Genomic DNA, 12772 nt, shown 5'->3' on the forward strand with positions numbered 1-12772 from the left:
AGCTCAGCGGGGGCCATCGACGGGCGTAACGCCGCATGTGGCAGGCTGTCGTACAAATGCACAACACGGCAGACCTACAAGAGATCGTCGACGAGATCGCCGCCCGGCTGGGGGCGTCCGCGACGCTGGAGGACCGCTCGTTCCGGCTGCTCGCCTACGGGGCGCAGCACGGTGACATCGACACGGTCCGCCAGGAGTCGATCCTGCGCCGCCGCGCCACGGGAGAGGTGCGCGACTACTTCGAGCGCTACGGCATCGCGCGGGCCGGCGGCCCGGTCAGGATCCCCGCCGACGCCGAGCTCAGGGTCCTGGCCAGGGTCTGCTGGCCGTTGCGCCACGCCGACGTCACGTACGGCTACCTGTGGCTGCTGGACCCGGGCGAGCTGGCCGACGGCCCTGAGCACCCGGAGTCGCCGCAGGGCGAGCTGGGCGGGCGCGCCGACCCGAGGCCCCACGGCGAGCGGGGCGGGCTGAGCGACGCCAGGCTGCGGGCGGTGGCGCCGCTCGTCGCCAGGGCCGCCGCCGCGCTCGCCCAGGAGGCCAGGAGCAGGCAGGACCTCGGGCGCGGCCTGCGCGCGCTGCTGTCGCCCGACCCCGAGGTGCGCGCGGGCGCCTCGCTGGAGGTCCCCGGCCCGGTCGCGGCCATCGCCGTACGCGAGTCGCCGGAACGGGTGGCCGCCCTCTGGACGCTCCCGCGCGGCGTCCTGGCCCGCACCGGCTCGCCGGTCGCCCTGCTCGCCCCCGCCCACCTGGCCGGAGAGGTGGCGCAGACCGTGCAGAGCGCGTACGGCACCGCGGCCGGTATCGGCGCGCCCAGGGACGATCCGGCCGACGCCTGGCTGAGCTGGCGTGAGGCCCGCCAGGCGCTGCGCATCGCCGAGCACTTCCCCCGCCACGCCCCCGTCGCCCGCTGGGAGGAGCTCGGCGTGCACCGCCTGCTGTCCCGGCTGAGCCAGACGGACCTGCGCGAGCTGGCCGAGGAGACGGCGGCGCTGGACGCCGAGCTGGCCCAGACCGTGGAGGTCTACCTGGACCGCGGCGGCCACGTGCAGAAGACCGCCGCCGAGCTCGGCATCCACCGCCAGACGCTCTATTACCGGCTGGGCAAGGCCGAGCGCCTCACGCACAGGGACCTGTCGGACGGTGACGACCGCCTGGCCGTCCACCTGGGGCTCAAGGCGGCCCGGCTACGCGGCGCCGACGCCTCGTCGTAGGGCGTCACTCGCTCTCGTCGAGGACCCGGCGCAGGGTGACGGCGAAGGCGTCGGGGTCGCCGGGCATGCCGAACTCGTCCCCGAGGAAGCCGCCGTGGTTGCTGGGGAAGGTCACCGGCTCCGTCCCGAGCCGCCCGGCCACCGCCACGGCCGACCGGCAGGCCATCTCGCCCTCGGACTCGACGCCGACGCCGACGACGATCCTGGTGGAGGCGGCCCGCAGCGCCTCGAAGTCGTGCCGGTGGTGCGTACAGGTGATGAGGTTCTGCGCGAACAGCACGTCCTCCCTCGACCCGTCGTCCTCCGTCGGCATCCCGAGCTCGGCCGGGTCCTGGACGGGCAGCTCGGACAGGTCGGCGGGAAGTTCCCCGCGCCACCCGGAGGTGCCGATGAACTTGGCCATCGCCGCGCCGAAACCGTCGCGCTCGTACGTGGCGCGGATGTCGGCGATGGCCGCCAGCGCCCGCTCGCGGTCGGGCAGCTCCTGGGCCGCGGGCGGCTCGTGCGCCACGAGGACGCGCACCTGTTCAGGATGCCGGGCGACCAGCGCCAGCCCGTTGACCGCGCCGCCGCTGCTGGCGAAGATGTCCACCGGCCCGGCGCCGAGCGCGCCGATCAGCCGGTGCAGGTCGTCGGCGTGCAGGTCGGGCGTCGACTCGACGAGCCCGTCGGTGCGGGTGCTGCGCCCGATGCCGCGCGGGTCGTACGTCACCACCGTGCGGTCCTGGAAGTGCCCGGCCAGGGTGGTGAAGCCGGTCGCGTCCATCGGCGAGCCGATCATCAGCAGCACCGGCCGGCCGGAGCCGGACTCGGGCTCGCGCACGTCGTAGTGGAGGGTCGCTCCCGGCACCTCGATGGTGTGGGTCTTGGGGTCGGTCATGGGTCGCTCCTTCTCGATGACGATATGCAGACCGGCGGGCGCGGTGAAACTCATCGGCGAGGTGACCCATCATGCCCTCAGACCGTGTTCAGGCCCACAGCACCGACCCGATGATCAGCAGGAACAGGAACGCCAGCAGGCCGAGCGGGATCGCCATGAGGGCGATCGTGATGCCCATCCCGTTCCACTGCTGAGGCGGGGGGCCGAGCGCGCCGCGGGAGTAGGCCCACATGGGTGCGCGGTACTCGACGTCGAGCGACATGCCGGGCTGCAGCCAGATCGTCAGGTCCGCCGGGCCGATCTGCGAGGGCAGCAGGTACGGCAGATGGACGTGCAGGTGGTGCCGGCCGGGAGGCAGCACGATGGCGTTGCGACCCCACCGGCCGGGCATCGGGCGCCCGTCGACGACGACGGTGGGTGTGATCATGGACAGCATGAAGCCGAGCCAGTGCCGCTGGATGTCGAGGACGAGCTGCGCCTGCGGCCCCTGGGGCATCGGCGGGGGCGGCTGACCGTGACTCCACGGTCCCGAGTGCGGCCCTGGCAGTGGCCCAGGTGGCCCAGGTGGCCCTGACGGTGGTCCGTATGGCGGTCCTGGTGGTGGTCCGTACGGCGGCTGGGGCGGATGCATGGCGCCAGATGCTATCGCCACCGCCGCGCCTCATGCCCACGCTTCGAAATCCGTGGAAGCACATCAAAACGGACAAATACATACAATGCGGACAGAATGGGTAGGAGTCCGTAGGGATCGATTGCCCACCCCACCGAGGCGCCCCGGCTGTGGGGAAGCAGCCGGGGCGTTCTCCTGCCTCAGGACGTATGGACGGGCCGCGCCGCGGGCGCCACGATCTCCTCGTCGTCCGCGCGGCGCCGTACCCAGAGGTAGACCAGCGCCCCGGCGAACAGCACGATCGACGTCCACTGGTTGACCCGCAGCCCGAGGAACTCCACCGCGTGGTCCACCCCGCCCACCGGATCGATGCGCAACCCCTCGATCCAGAAGCGCCCGAACGTGTAACCGGCGACATAGAGGGCGAACAGCCGGCCGTGGTGCAGCGCGAACCGCCGTCCCGCCAGGATCAGGGCGAAGCCGAGTGCCGCGTCCCAGATCGACTCGTACAGGAAGGTCGGGTGGTAGAGCACACCCGGCTCGCCGCCGTGCGCCCGGTCGATCTCCAGGCCCCACGGCAGCGTGGTCGGGCTGCCGTACAACTCCTGGTTGAACCAGTTGCCCCAGCGGGCGATCGCCTGCCCGAACGCGATGCCGGGCGCGACCGCGTCGGCCATGGCGCCGACGGAGATGCCCCGGCGGCGGCAGGCCAGCGCCACGCCCACACCGCCCAGGATGACCGCGCCCCAGATGCCGAGCCCGCCCTCCCAGATGAACAGCGCCTGGTACGGCTCCTTGACCGCGCGCGGGCCGAAGTAGGTCTGCCAGTCGACGATGACGTGGTAGAGCCGGGCGCCGATCAGCCCCAGGATCACCCCCGGGACGGCGATGTCGGCGATCGTGCCCTTCTCGCCGCCGCGGGCGCGCCAGCGGCGGTCGCTCAGCCAGGCGCCGAACAGGATGGCGACGATGAAACACAGCGCGTACGCCCGGATCGGCAGGAACCCGAGATGCCACACCCCTTGGGGAGGGCTGGGAATGGCGGCTAAGACCATGCCGGTGAGGCTAGCGAACGCCGGCCGCCCCGGGCCTTTCCGTGACCTGATCGCGGCTGAACCGACAGGCTTCAGATCACCGGGCGCGGTAGATCTTGACCCAGTCCACGTACATCGAGACCGTGCGCGGCGTCGTGGAGTCGCGGCACTTCGGCTCGCACACCACGTCGTTCTGCAGCGCCAGCCCCATCTTCCGCCCGTCGGGGACGTGCGGCCCGCGGTAGTCCCAGAGCCTCTTTCCGTCCAGCCAGAACGTCAGCCGCCCCGGCAGCCAGTCCACCGCCACCGTGTGCCATTGAGTGAAGTCCGCCCGCAGCACCTTCCTGGCCCGGCCGTGGCCGCCGTGGACGAAGATGCCGCCGCCCTGCCGCTTCGGGTCCACGATCTCGGCGAAGTCGACCTCCGCGTAGCCGGAGCCCTCGCCCTGCGCGGCCGGCCACAGCAGCGCCACCGGCGTGTACCCGGCCCCTGCCTCCGCCTTGAAGCGCACCTCCCAGCGGCCGTACCGCTGCGCTAGCTTGGTGGCCACCCCGCCCGACAGGTCCTTGCCGCCGTACCTGCCGCCCTTGAGGCGCAGCACGCCGTTCGCGACGGTCGAGGCGCGGCCGGTGCGGGGGTTACGCTCGGCCCGCGGCGAGTGGTAGATCATCCATTTTCGGGTGTCGATCGAGGAGCCGGAGAAGTTCTCCACCAGGACGGGGGCTCCCCACCTCGAAGTATGCGTCGGGGTCTGCGCGTGCGCGGTCTGGGGAAGGACGGCGAGGCTCGCGAGCATCGCCGCCGCCACGATCGGGCTGCGTTGAGGCATGCGGACCATCGAAGCAAAGATCTCGCTCAGATAACACCCCAACCGTCCCATCTGTCACTTTCGTCAGCCCGGACGGCCCCGGACATGGTGCCGGCAGGTGGCGGTGCCACCTGCCGGTGTCCATGGGGGTGACGCGATGTCAGGCGCAGGTCGCCTCGTAGACCCGGACGAGCTCCTGGCTCACCCGCTCCCACGAGTAACGCGAGCGGGCCCGGTCGGCGCCCGCGTAGCCGAGGGCGGTGCGCAGCGTGGGGTCGTACAGCAGCTCTCGGGCCAGCCGCGCGGTGCGCGCGGGGCGGTCCGGCGGGACCAGCAGCCCGGTGACGCCGTCGATGATGGAGTCCATGTGCGCGCCCACGGCGGAGGCGATCACCGGCACGCCGCAGGCCATGGCCTCCAGCGCGACGATGCCCGTTCCGGCCTCGCGCGGCACCGACACCACGGCGTCCGCGCTGCGCATCAGCTTCGGCACGGCGGCCCGCTTGACCTGGCCGAGCAGCGTCACCCGGTCGGCCACGCCGAGCTGCTCCGCCAGCGCGCGCAGGCGGCGCGCGTCCCGGTCCTGGTCGAGGTCGTCGGGCTCGGGCCCGCCGGCGATGACCAGCTCGACGTCGCCGAGACCCTGCAGCGCCCGCACGATCGTGTGCGCGCCCCGCTCGACCGTGAGCGGTCCCACGTGCACCAGGCGCTTGCGCGACCCGCGCGTGGCGACCGCGCCCCGGCGCTGGAAGCGCTCGGTGTCCACGCCGTACGGCACGACGGCGATGTTGTTGCGGGGGACGCCCAGCCGGATCAGCGCCGACTCCTCGTCGCCCGACCCCGCGATGACCGCGTTGGCCCGGCGGCCGAGCGCCCGCTCCAGCTCCTTGTGCGCGGTGTCGACCGCGTGGAACGTCTGCGTGACCGGCACGCCCATGCCCTTGGCGCCCGCCACGGCGACCAGTCCGCCGGTCCACGAGTGGGCGTGGATCACGTCGGGCCTGTCCTCGCTCCAGCGCCGTGACAGGTGGGTGCCGACCTCGTTGAGGTAGGGGACCACGTCGTCACTCGTGAGCGGCTTGGCCGGGCCCACGTCGATGTGCTCCACGGTGACGCCCGGGGCCACCCGCGTCTTGGGCTTGCCCTCGGCGTTGTCACGACGGGAGTAAATGGTGACGTGGTGATCGCGGCCCAGCTCACGCGCGACCGACAGGATGCGGTGGCGCTGGTTACCGTTGGTGGAAGCGACGATCGCGATATTCATGGCACACCTCAGCGTGGAAAGCCTTCAAGGTGTGCCTGCGTCTTAGGCACGTCGTTACTCTGTCTCTGACCTTACCCAGTTTTCCCGCGATCGCAAACCCCCACAGATCAGACACCTCTGAGGGCGAACACCACGATCTCATCCCATACCTGGCCGCCCGAGAACGCGTGCCGGTCCGCCTCCACCGCCTTGACCACGGTCGACGGCGCCTGCCCCGCGCATCGGCTGAGCACGTCGGCCAGCCGTTCCTCCCCGTACGGCTCGCCGCGTTCGTTCCTGGAGGAGATCAGGCCCTCCGAGTAGAACACCAGCGTCTCGCCCGGGGAGATCGTCAGCACCTCCACGCCGGTCTCCGCCTCCGGCGCGATGCCCAGCGGCACGCCGCCGCCGGCCGCGAACCGTACGCCGCCGTCGGGCAGCAGCAGCGCGGCCGGATGGTGACCGGCCGAGGACAGCCGGATCTGGCGCCCCTTCACGAAGCCCGCCGCGGCCATCACGAACATGCCGGTGCCCTGCGCGACCAGCGCCTCGTTGACCTTGCGCATCACCAGGTCGGGATCGGACTCCCAGGCGCTGAGCACGCGCAGCCCGCCGCGCACCATGGCGCTGACCGAGGCCGCCTCCTCGCCCTTGCCCGCCGCCCCGCCCAGCGCGAAGCCCCACCCGCCCGAGACGGGGAACACGTCGTAGAACTCGGCGCCGACCGACGACCCCGGGTGGTAGACGGCGGCGGCCTCGTAGCCGGGCACGTCGGGCAGGTTGCGCGGGGCGACACTGGCCGACAGCGCGTCCGCGGCCCGCGAACGGCTCTGGAAACTGCTCTGAGCGCGTACGGCCAGGCCGATCTGCAGCCCCACCTCCTGCATGACGGCCAGATCCGCGAGCGAGAACGGCGGCCGGTCGTGCCCGCGGACGAGCGTCAGCACGCCGTCGGAGCGGCCGATGGCCACGCTCAGCACCGAGCCCGCGCCCATCACGGTCAGCAGCGGCCCCTCGGCGCTGAAGCCGAGCAGCGTCTCGTCGTCCACCATCTCCAGCACCACGCCGGAGCCGCGCTCCAACACCTGCAGCACGACCTGGCTGGTCGCCGGATCGGCGGTCTCCACCCGCCGTACCAGCTCGCCCAGCGGATGGTTCTTGGGCGCCATGACGACCGACCGGCGCGGCACCCCGTCACGCACCATGTCGGCGATCACCCAGTCGGCCCACTCCGCCGCCAGCAGCCGCGTCGCCCGCTGCAGCGCCACCGGGCGCAGCAGCGCCTCCTCGTCCAGCAGCAGCCTGGCGATCTTGACCAGCAGGTCCTGCCGCTTGGCCGTGGCCAGCAGCAGCGCGCCGTCGGTCTGCTCGGCCCGGCGCACGCCCGGCTCGGGCAGCTGCACCTCCGTCGGCAGGGCCACCGCCGCGACCATCTGCTGCGGCTCGCCCGGCATCGTCAGCCTGGTCAGCGCGATCTGCACGGTGTGCGTACGCCCCTGATGCGCCAGCCGCGTCTCGAACGCCGCCGGCTGCCCCGTCTGCAGCACCGACGTCAGGTGCGAGCGGAACGCCGCCCGCCGCGACACGTCCACCAGCAGCGGGAACGAGCGGCCCACCAGGTAGCCGTCCGGGCTGCCCAGCACCCGCGAGGTCTCCGGATTGATCCGCCGGACGACGCCGCCGCCGTCGAGCACGACGACGGGCACGGGGAAGGCGCGGAACACCTGGCGCAGCAGCTTCAGCTCGCGCTGGGTCCCGTCCTTCTTGCTTCCCGCCCGCTTGGGGGCCTTGCGCAGCTCTTCGCGCGCCTCGGCCAGCAGCTCGGCGGCGGTGTCGAGCTCGGCGAGCGCGGCGTCGAGCGTGGGCGCCAGGTCCGCGGGGTAGGCGGCCCTCGCCTCGCGCAACGAGGTGACGCGCCCGGCCAGTGCGTCAAGCGCGTGTTCGAGGTCCGGCATGGTCATGGTCTGACGCTACGCCACTCGGGATAATGCTAGCCATAAGGGGTAGAGGCTTGTTGCTATGGAATCGACCGCGATGATCACCCCCGGACTCGCCCGCGACCTCGCCACCCTGGGCAGACTCGGCGAGGACACCTCGACGGAAAGCGTGCTGCGCGGACTCACCACGGCGTTGACCGCCGGAGTCCCCGGCTGCTCGGGATCCTCCGCCGAGCACTGGCGCGACCACCGCGTCATGGTCTCGGGCTCCCACAGCGAGCTCATCATGCTCGTCGAGGGCGAACGCCAGCTCGGCGAGGGACCGTCCCTCGAAGCCCGCCAGAGCGGTGGCCGCGCCACCATCACCGACGTGCTCGAAGAGACCCGCTGGCCCCGCTACGACGCCCTGGCCACCCGCTGGGGCGTGCGTTCCGTGCTGATCGTGCCCATCGAGGCGCCGCCGGCCATGCTCGTCGTCGGCCTCTACTCCGTCCGGCCTGGCGCGTTCTCGCCCCAGGGCGCCCACTCCCTGGCCGACATGCTGACCGAGCAGCTCGGCGTGGCCATGGCCAACATGTCGGAGTTCGAGGAGGTGCGCACCGACGCCGCGCAGCTCCAGGAGGCCCTCGCCGGGCGCTCCGTGATCGACCAGGCCAAGGGCATCATCATGCAGACCAGTGGATGCAGCGCCGAGGCCGCGTTCGAGGAGTTGCGCCGCATCTCCCAGCACCACCAGGTCAAGGTGGCCGACCTGGCCCGGCTCCTGGTCGACGAGCACCAGCGCAAGTCGGCCAAACGCTGACAGCCCGCCGGCGTTATTTGATGGCGGCGAGTGCGTCGTCCAGGGTGTCGTAGAGCGGCAGGCGCTGCGCCAGCCCGGTGATCCACATCACCTTAGACTTGGAGTATTCGACTCCGATCAGCGCGAACTTGGCGCCCGACGCCAGGCTCGTCTGCCAGTGATGAACGATCAGCCCGAGTGCGCGCGAATCCATGAACGTCACCCCGGCCAGATCGAGGATCAGGTCGGCGCCCGCCATCACGAGATAGTCGGCGAACTGCGCGCGTGTCGTGGCGTCGAGCACGCCGTCGACCCTGATCACGGTGATCTCGTCCACGGTCGACGACGTCAGGCTGAGGGCCGCCACAGGCTCCCCGCCGTTCTCCGGCATTGTCACGGGGCAACCCTACTGTCACCGCGCGATCGAGGAATACTTCCCGCGAGATGGGGGATACTGGATCCGAAGTCCAGCAGAGGGCTTCGGTCTCGAGAGTCGAGCGAGGCGTGCCTCTGCATGGGCTTTTTCGCATGTTGCGGCCCGCCTGCGACCCATATGAGGAGCAGCGATGGCTGTGCAGGAATACATCCTCGAGGAGATGACCGCAGAAGAGCTCCTAGCCGAGATGGTCAGGGAAGACACGCCCGGCAGTCAGAGGGAGCGCCTGCGTGAGCGCATCGTCGAGATGCACCGGCCGCTCGCCATGGAGATCGCCCGGCGCTACCGCTACCGGGGCGAACCTTTGGAGGATCTCCTCCAGGCCGCGTATGTTGGCCTGATGAAAGCCGTCAACGGCTTCGATCCGACCCTGGGGCACGCCTTCAGGGGCTACGCCGTCGTCACGATGACCGGCGAGGTCAAGCGTCACTTCCGCGACCGCACCTGGGCCATCCGGGTGCCCCGCCTCTACCAGGAGCGGCGCTCCGAGCTCAACCGCCTCGTCGCCGACCTCAGCCAGGACCTCGGCCGGTCCCCGACCGTGGCGGAGCTGGCCGCCAAGATGAACATCACCGAGGAGGACGTCCTGCTCACGCTCGACGCCTCCGCCGCGTACAGCACCCTGTCGCTCGACGCGCCCCTCGGCACCGACGACGACGCCGCCTCACTGGGCGACGTCATCCCCGAGGACGACGATACGCTGAGCAACATGGTCGACAGGGAAGCCGTCAAACCGCTCATCGACGCGCTACCCTCCCGCGAGAAGCACATCCTGTTGCTGCGCTTCTTCGGCAACATGACCCAGGCCGAGATCGCGGCCGAGTTCGGGATCTCACAGATGCATGTCTCACGTATTCTCCGCAAGGTTCTCGACCAGCTGCGCACCGAGCTGGTCGGCTGACAAGGACGGTCGCCGGGTGAACGAGGACGTCGAGCCTCAGTCGGGCCACACGAGCCCGCCACCCGGCGCGCCCGTGAAAGACCTCGACTTCCGGCTGCCGGACCTGCCCCAGGTCCGGCAGTTCGCCGAGGACGAGGCCCGCGCCGCCGGCATGCCGGAAGAGGCCATCGGCGACTTCGTCATCGCCGTCAACGAGGTCGCGACCAACGCCGTCACCCACGGCGCCGACCGGGCCGCCCTGCGCACCTGGGTGACCGGCGGGGATCTGGTCGTGGAGGTGCACGACGAGGGCACCTGGAAACCGGGGCCGATGCCCGGCGCGGTGGGCGGGATGGGGCTGTGGGTGGCCCGCCTGCTCTCCTCCGATCTGACGCTGCGGGTGGGCAACGGCGGCAGCACGGTCATCATGCGCTTCCCCGGCAAGGCCTGACCGGCCGTTCGCTCGAAGCGGCCACATGGCAACGCGCCGCCCCCGCCCAGTGATGGGGGGACGGCGCACTGTCTTCCACCGGCCTACGGGGCCGGCCTGTAGGTCATCGGCGGGCCCTGCCGCCGCGCCAGTTGCTGTATCCGGTGCGGATGCTGGCCGTACCGACGCCTGCCTGATGCAGGGCCAGCAGGGTGAGCCCCAGCAGGACGAACGTCATGCCGGAGAACCCGCCGGGAATCCGCACGCCGATCAGGTCGAGCAGGAAGCCCAGCCCGAAGACGATCGCTGCGACAACCGCGAGCATGTCATGTCACCTCATTCCCTCACTCGAAGCGGGCGTGGACTGCCCCGAGGGCTGGCCGGAGAGCGCGAGCAGCCGCTCCAGAACGGTCCTGTACTCGCGCAGCGCCAGCCGCAACTGCTCGGTGTCGCCACCGCCCGCGTCCTTCCAGCGGTCGCGCAGGGCGCCCGTCCGGTCGTTCAGCGCGCTGGTCAGCGCGTCCACGACCTCGCCGACCAGCCCGTCCGCACGCTGGACCGCCTCGCCGGGATCGTCCACGAACGACGCCTGCAGGTCGCGCCAGCGGGCCTGCACCTGCGTGGGGTCCTGCTCGAACAGCACGATCTCCTCGGGGGCGGCATGCGCCGGGACCTCGCCGGGGGCGGCCTGACCGTCGCGCACCACCGGACCGGCCTGCTCGGGCTCGACGTCGTGCGCGTGCTCAGGCTCGGCCAGCATGTCGCCGCCGGTCCTGGCGTACGGGTCCCGGTAGGACGCGTCGTCCTCGTCGCCGGGGGCGGCACCGTCTCGGGGAGCGGCGGCGGGGTAAGCGTCGTGATCACGCGAACCGCCCGCCAGGGGGACGTCCTCCTGGACGCCGTCCCGCGGCAGCCGATCGGTCCCGGCCTCGCTACGAGCGAGCTCATCGTCGTCGACCCGCTCGCCGACGACCGAGTCGTCCCGCGCGGCGTCATGGGAGGGGCCACCCGCGTCTCCGTAGAGATCGCCCTGCCCCGCGTCCTCGTACCGATCCCGATCCGGGTCACCGGCGACGAGACGATCCTCGTGCACCCTCTTCTCATCAGCCGTTGCCTCGGCCCCTGCGTAAGGCCGCTCATCAGGCTGCTCATCGGGGATGTCGTTGCGTTGCGACGGCACCTTCAGCTCGTCGCTGCTCATATCCTTCACCGTCCTTGGCTGGTCTCGTGCAGCAGCTCCTCGAACAGCGCGCGGTAGTGGACCATGGCCTGGCGGAGATCCTCCGTGGAGGCCTCCTTCCTGGCGGCCCGCCCGCTGATCTCGTGCGCGGTCCTGTAGTGGTCGAGCGTCGCCGCGTGACCCACCGACAGATGGGAGACGCGCTGCTCGAAGTCCTCCGTCGGGTAACCCCGATCCGCCATGACCGAGGTGACCAGCTGATCGGCCTCGGTGACCGCAAAGCCGGGGGCGTCCACGAAGCGTTCCTGGACCTCGGTCCACCGGGCGGCGTAGGAGTCGCGCGACTCCTCCGACAGGGGCTTGATATCGAGTTCCGAATGCCGCTGCTCCCGGTCGAGCAACTCCTGCTCGGCCTCCCGGCGGTTGTTGTCATGCTCGGCGACTATGCGTTCGTACTCAGGGCCGAAGCGTTCGCGGAGATGGGAGCGGCGCTTCTGTTGCTGCAGCACGAAATAAGCCACTGCGGCGAGCGCCAGCACCGCGACCACGACGACGGCCACCCATGCCCAGGTGGTCATGATGTTCGCCTCCGGTCTATGTGTTGAGACCAGCGACTGCCCGCCGACGGCGTGTCGAAACGCCTGATTCAGCGGTCGTCGAGCGCTTTCCTGGCCGCCGCCAGCACCGACGCCACGTGCGACCCGCCCTCCCCTGCGGCCACCTCACTGAACCCGCCGGCGGGGTCGTACCGGACGTCGAGCCCCGCCTCCACCAGCCGCTCGGCCCACCGCAGCGCGGTGTTCAACCGCTCAGCCGCCGGCGGCCTGCCCTGCGCCGCCGCCGACAGATTCCGCAGATTCGTGGCCGGCCCGGACTGGGAGTGCTCACGGGCCAGCTTCCACGGCAGGGCGGCACTGTGGTCCATCATCGGCTTGGCCAGCCCCGCGGCCCGCTTGGCCTGCAGCACCCCCGACTCACTCACCCCGAAGTGAGCGGCCAGCTCCTGCACACTCCTGCCCTCGGCGACGAGCCTGGCCAGCTCCTTGCGATCGATGGTCGCCTTACGCCCCACCTGACCCCCTCGCTCCCGCTCTCCGTGTACGCGTACACCTCCGATGTGCGCTAAGGTTATGACGTCCCGCCCCGCAGGGGGCGGCCGACACAACCGGGACGTAGCGCAGCTTGGTAGCGCACTTGACTGGGGGTCAAGGGGTCGCAGGTTCAAATCCTGTCGTCCCGACGGTTGTGATGTCGCACGACATCGGAAACCCTCGAACCTACGGGTTCGGGGGTTTCGTCGTGTTGGGGTTTGCCTGAGGTTGGTAGTCGCGGGTGGGGT

General features: G+C 71.1%; 15 protein-coding genes and 1 tRNA gene. 5 read left to right on the top strand and 11 right to left on the bottom strand.

What is annotated here, in order from left to right:
• The first annotated feature begins 56 nt into the window (after positions 1-56).
• Positions 57-1214 carry a PucR family transcriptional regulator gene (locus B0I32_RS28165; RefSeq protein ID WP_106244840.1) on the top strand — a complete coding sequence of 386 codons (1158 nt, stop codon included), beginning with the start codon at positions 57-59 and terminating at the stop codon, positions 1212-1214.
• Positions 1215-1218: 4 nt separating this feature from the next.
• Here B0I32_RS28165 and B0I32_RS28170 read toward each other — a convergent pair whose 3' ends face one another.
• The 6 genes from B0I32_RS28170 to B0I32_RS28200 all read right to left on the bottom strand — a co-directional run bounded on the left by B0I32_RS28170 (position 1219) and on the right by B0I32_RS28200 (position 7750).
• Positions 1219-2094 carry an alpha/beta fold hydrolase gene (locus B0I32_RS28170; RefSeq protein ID WP_106244951.1) on the bottom strand — a complete coding sequence of 292 codons (876 nt, stop codon included), beginning with the start codon at positions 2092-2094 and terminating at the stop codon, positions 1219-1221.
• A gap of 88 nt (positions 2095-2182) precedes the next feature.
• Complete coding sequence (locus B0I32_RS28175; protein ID WP_106244842.1) at positions 2183-2590, bottom strand: hypothetical protein; 408 nt, start codon at positions 2588-2590, stop codon at positions 2183-2185.
• A 314-nt stretch (positions 2591-2904) separates the two neighbouring features.
• A complete protein-coding gene (gene lgt / locus B0I32_RS28185) occupies positions 2905-3759 on the bottom strand; it encodes a prolipoprotein diacylglyceryl transferase (RefSeq protein ID WP_106244844.1) in 855 nt (284 codons plus the stop codon).
• A gap of 76 nt (positions 3760-3835) precedes the next feature.
• Positions 3836-4567, bottom strand: a complete 732-nt coding sequence (locus tag B0I32_RS28190) for a glycoside hydrolase family 16 protein (RefSeq protein WP_181307858.1) — start codon at positions 4565-4567, stop codon at positions 3836-3838.
• 139 nt (positions 4568-4706) lie between these two features.
• Positions 4707-5810, bottom strand: coding sequence for a glycosyltransferase (locus B0I32_RS28195; RefSeq protein ID WP_106244847.1), 1104 nt, complete (start codon positions 5808-5810; stop codon positions 4707-4709).
• A gap of 107 nt (positions 5811-5917) precedes the next feature.
• Positions 5918-7750 carry a PP2C family protein-serine/threonine phosphatase gene (locus B0I32_RS28200; protein ID WP_245956074.1) on the bottom strand — a complete coding sequence of 611 codons (1833 nt, stop codon included), beginning with the start codon at positions 7748-7750 and terminating at the stop codon, positions 5918-5920.
• Positions 7751-7808: 58 nt separating this feature from the next.
• On the opposite strand from B0I32_RS28200, the gene B0I32_RS28205 reads away from it, so the two are divergent.
• Positions 7809-8528: a GAF and ANTAR domain-containing protein gene (locus B0I32_RS28205; protein WP_106244851.1), complete on the top strand. Its 720-nt coding sequence runs from the start codon at positions 7809-7811 to the stop codon at positions 8526-8528.
• Between the two features lie 13 nt (positions 8529-8541).
• Here the strand turns inward: B0I32_RS28205 and B0I32_RS28210 are convergent, their stop codons facing one another.
• On the bottom strand, positions 8542-8898 hold the full coding sequence (locus B0I32_RS28210) for an STAS domain-containing protein (RefSeq protein ID WP_106244853.1): 357 nt from the start codon (positions 8896-8898) through the stop codon (positions 8542-8544).
• Positions 8899-9073: 175 nt separating this feature from the next.
• Here B0I32_RS28210 and B0I32_RS28215 point away from each other — a divergent pair, with 175 nt between their 5' ends.
• Both B0I32_RS28215 and B0I32_RS28220 read left to right on the top strand, forming a co-directional pair.
• The gene (locus B0I32_RS28215; RefSeq protein ID WP_106244855.1) at positions 9074-9844 is read left to right on the top strand and encodes a SigB/SigF/SigG family RNA polymerase sigma factor; all 771 of its coding nucleotides are present in this window, start codon (positions 9074-9076) and stop codon (positions 9842-9844) included.
• Between the two features lie 16 nt (positions 9845-9860).
• A complete protein-coding gene (locus tag B0I32_RS28220; RefSeq protein ID WP_106244856.1) occupies positions 9861-10274 on the top strand; it encodes an ATP-binding protein in 414 nt (137 codons plus the stop codon).
• A 103-nt stretch (positions 10275-10377) separates the two neighbouring features.
• On the opposite strand, the gene B0I32_RS28225 is transcribed toward B0I32_RS28220, so the two are convergent.
• The 4 genes from B0I32_RS28225 to B0I32_RS28240 all read right to left on the bottom strand — a co-directional run bounded on the left by B0I32_RS28225 (position 10378) and on the right by B0I32_RS28240 (position 12505).
• Entirely contained in the window at positions 10378-10578 is a 201-nt protein-coding gene (locus tag B0I32_RS28225) for a hypothetical protein (protein WP_106244858.1), read from the bottom strand.
• A 6-nt stretch (positions 10579-10584) separates the two neighbouring features.
• Positions 10585-11346 carry a hypothetical protein gene (locus B0I32_RS28230; RefSeq protein WP_146178344.1) on the bottom strand — a complete coding sequence of 254 codons (762 nt, stop codon included), beginning with the start codon at positions 11344-11346 and terminating at the stop codon, positions 10585-10587.
• Between the two features lie 113 nt (positions 11347-11459).
• A complete protein-coding gene (locus B0I32_RS28235) occupies positions 11460-12011 on the bottom strand; it encodes a hypothetical protein (RefSeq protein ID WP_181307860.1) in 552 nt (183 codons plus the stop codon).
• A 68-nt stretch (positions 12012-12079) separates the two neighbouring features.
• Positions 12080-12505 carry a helix-turn-helix domain-containing protein gene (locus B0I32_RS28240; protein ID WP_106244861.1) on the bottom strand — a complete coding sequence of 142 codons (426 nt, stop codon included), beginning with the start codon at positions 12503-12505 and terminating at the stop codon, positions 12080-12082.
• 94 nt (positions 12506-12599) lie between these two features.
• Here B0I32_RS28240 and B0I32_RS28245 point away from each other — a divergent pair.
• A tRNA-Pro gene (locus tag B0I32_RS28245) sits at positions 12600-12673 on the top strand.
• Positions 12674-12772: the final 99 nt, after the last annotated feature.

The organism is Nonomuraea fuscirosea, assembly GCF_003001935.1.
Lineage (GTDB): Bacteria > Actinomycetota > Actinomycetes > Streptosporangiales > Streptosporangiaceae > Nonomuraea > Nonomuraea fuscirosea.

Coding starts and splice junctions, on each gene's coding strand:
- B0I32_RS28165 (WP_106244840.1), top strand. CDS start 57: ATGCACAACACGGCAGACCTACAAGAGATCGTCGACGAGATCGCCGCC.
- B0I32_RS28170 (WP_106244951.1), bottom strand. CDS start 2,094: ATGACCGACCCCAAGACCCACACCATCGAGGTGCCGGGAGCGACCCTC.
- B0I32_RS28175 (WP_106244842.1), bottom strand. CDS start 2,590: ATGCCCCAGGGGCCGCAGGCGCAGCTCGTCCTCGACATCCAGCGGCAC.
- lgt (WP_106244844.1), bottom strand. CDS start 3,759: ATGGTCTTAGCCGCCATTCCCAGCCCTCCCCAAGGGGTGTGGCATCTC.
- B0I32_RS28190 (WP_181307858.1), bottom strand. CDS start 4,567: ATGCCTCAACGCAGCCCGATCGTGGCGGCGGCGATGCTCGCGAGCCTC.
- B0I32_RS28195 (WP_106244847.1), bottom strand. CDS start 5,810: ATGAATATCGCGATCGTCGCTTCCACCAACGGTAACCAGCGCCACCGC.
- B0I32_RS28200 (WP_245956074.1), bottom strand. CDS start 7,750: ATGACCATGCCGGACCTCGAACACGCGCTTGACGCACTGGCCGGGCGC.
- B0I32_RS28205 (WP_106244851.1), top strand. CDS start 7,809: ATGGAATCGACCGCGATGATCACCCCCGGACTCGCCCGCGACCTCGCC.
- B0I32_RS28210 (WP_106244853.1), bottom strand. CDS start 8,898: ATGCCGGAGAACGGCGGGGAGCCTGTGGCGGCCCTCAGCCTGACGTCG.
- B0I32_RS28215 (WP_106244855.1), top strand. CDS start 9,074: ATGGCTGTGCAGGAATACATCCTCGAGGAGATGACCGCAGAAGAGCTC.
- B0I32_RS28225 (WP_106244858.1), bottom strand. CDS start 10,578: ATGCTCGCGGTTGTCGCAGCGATCGTCTTCGGGCTGGGCTTCCTGCTC.
- B0I32_RS28235 (WP_181307860.1), bottom strand. CDS start 12,011: ATGACCACCTGGGCATGGGTGGCCGTCGTCGTGGTCGCGGTGCTGGCG.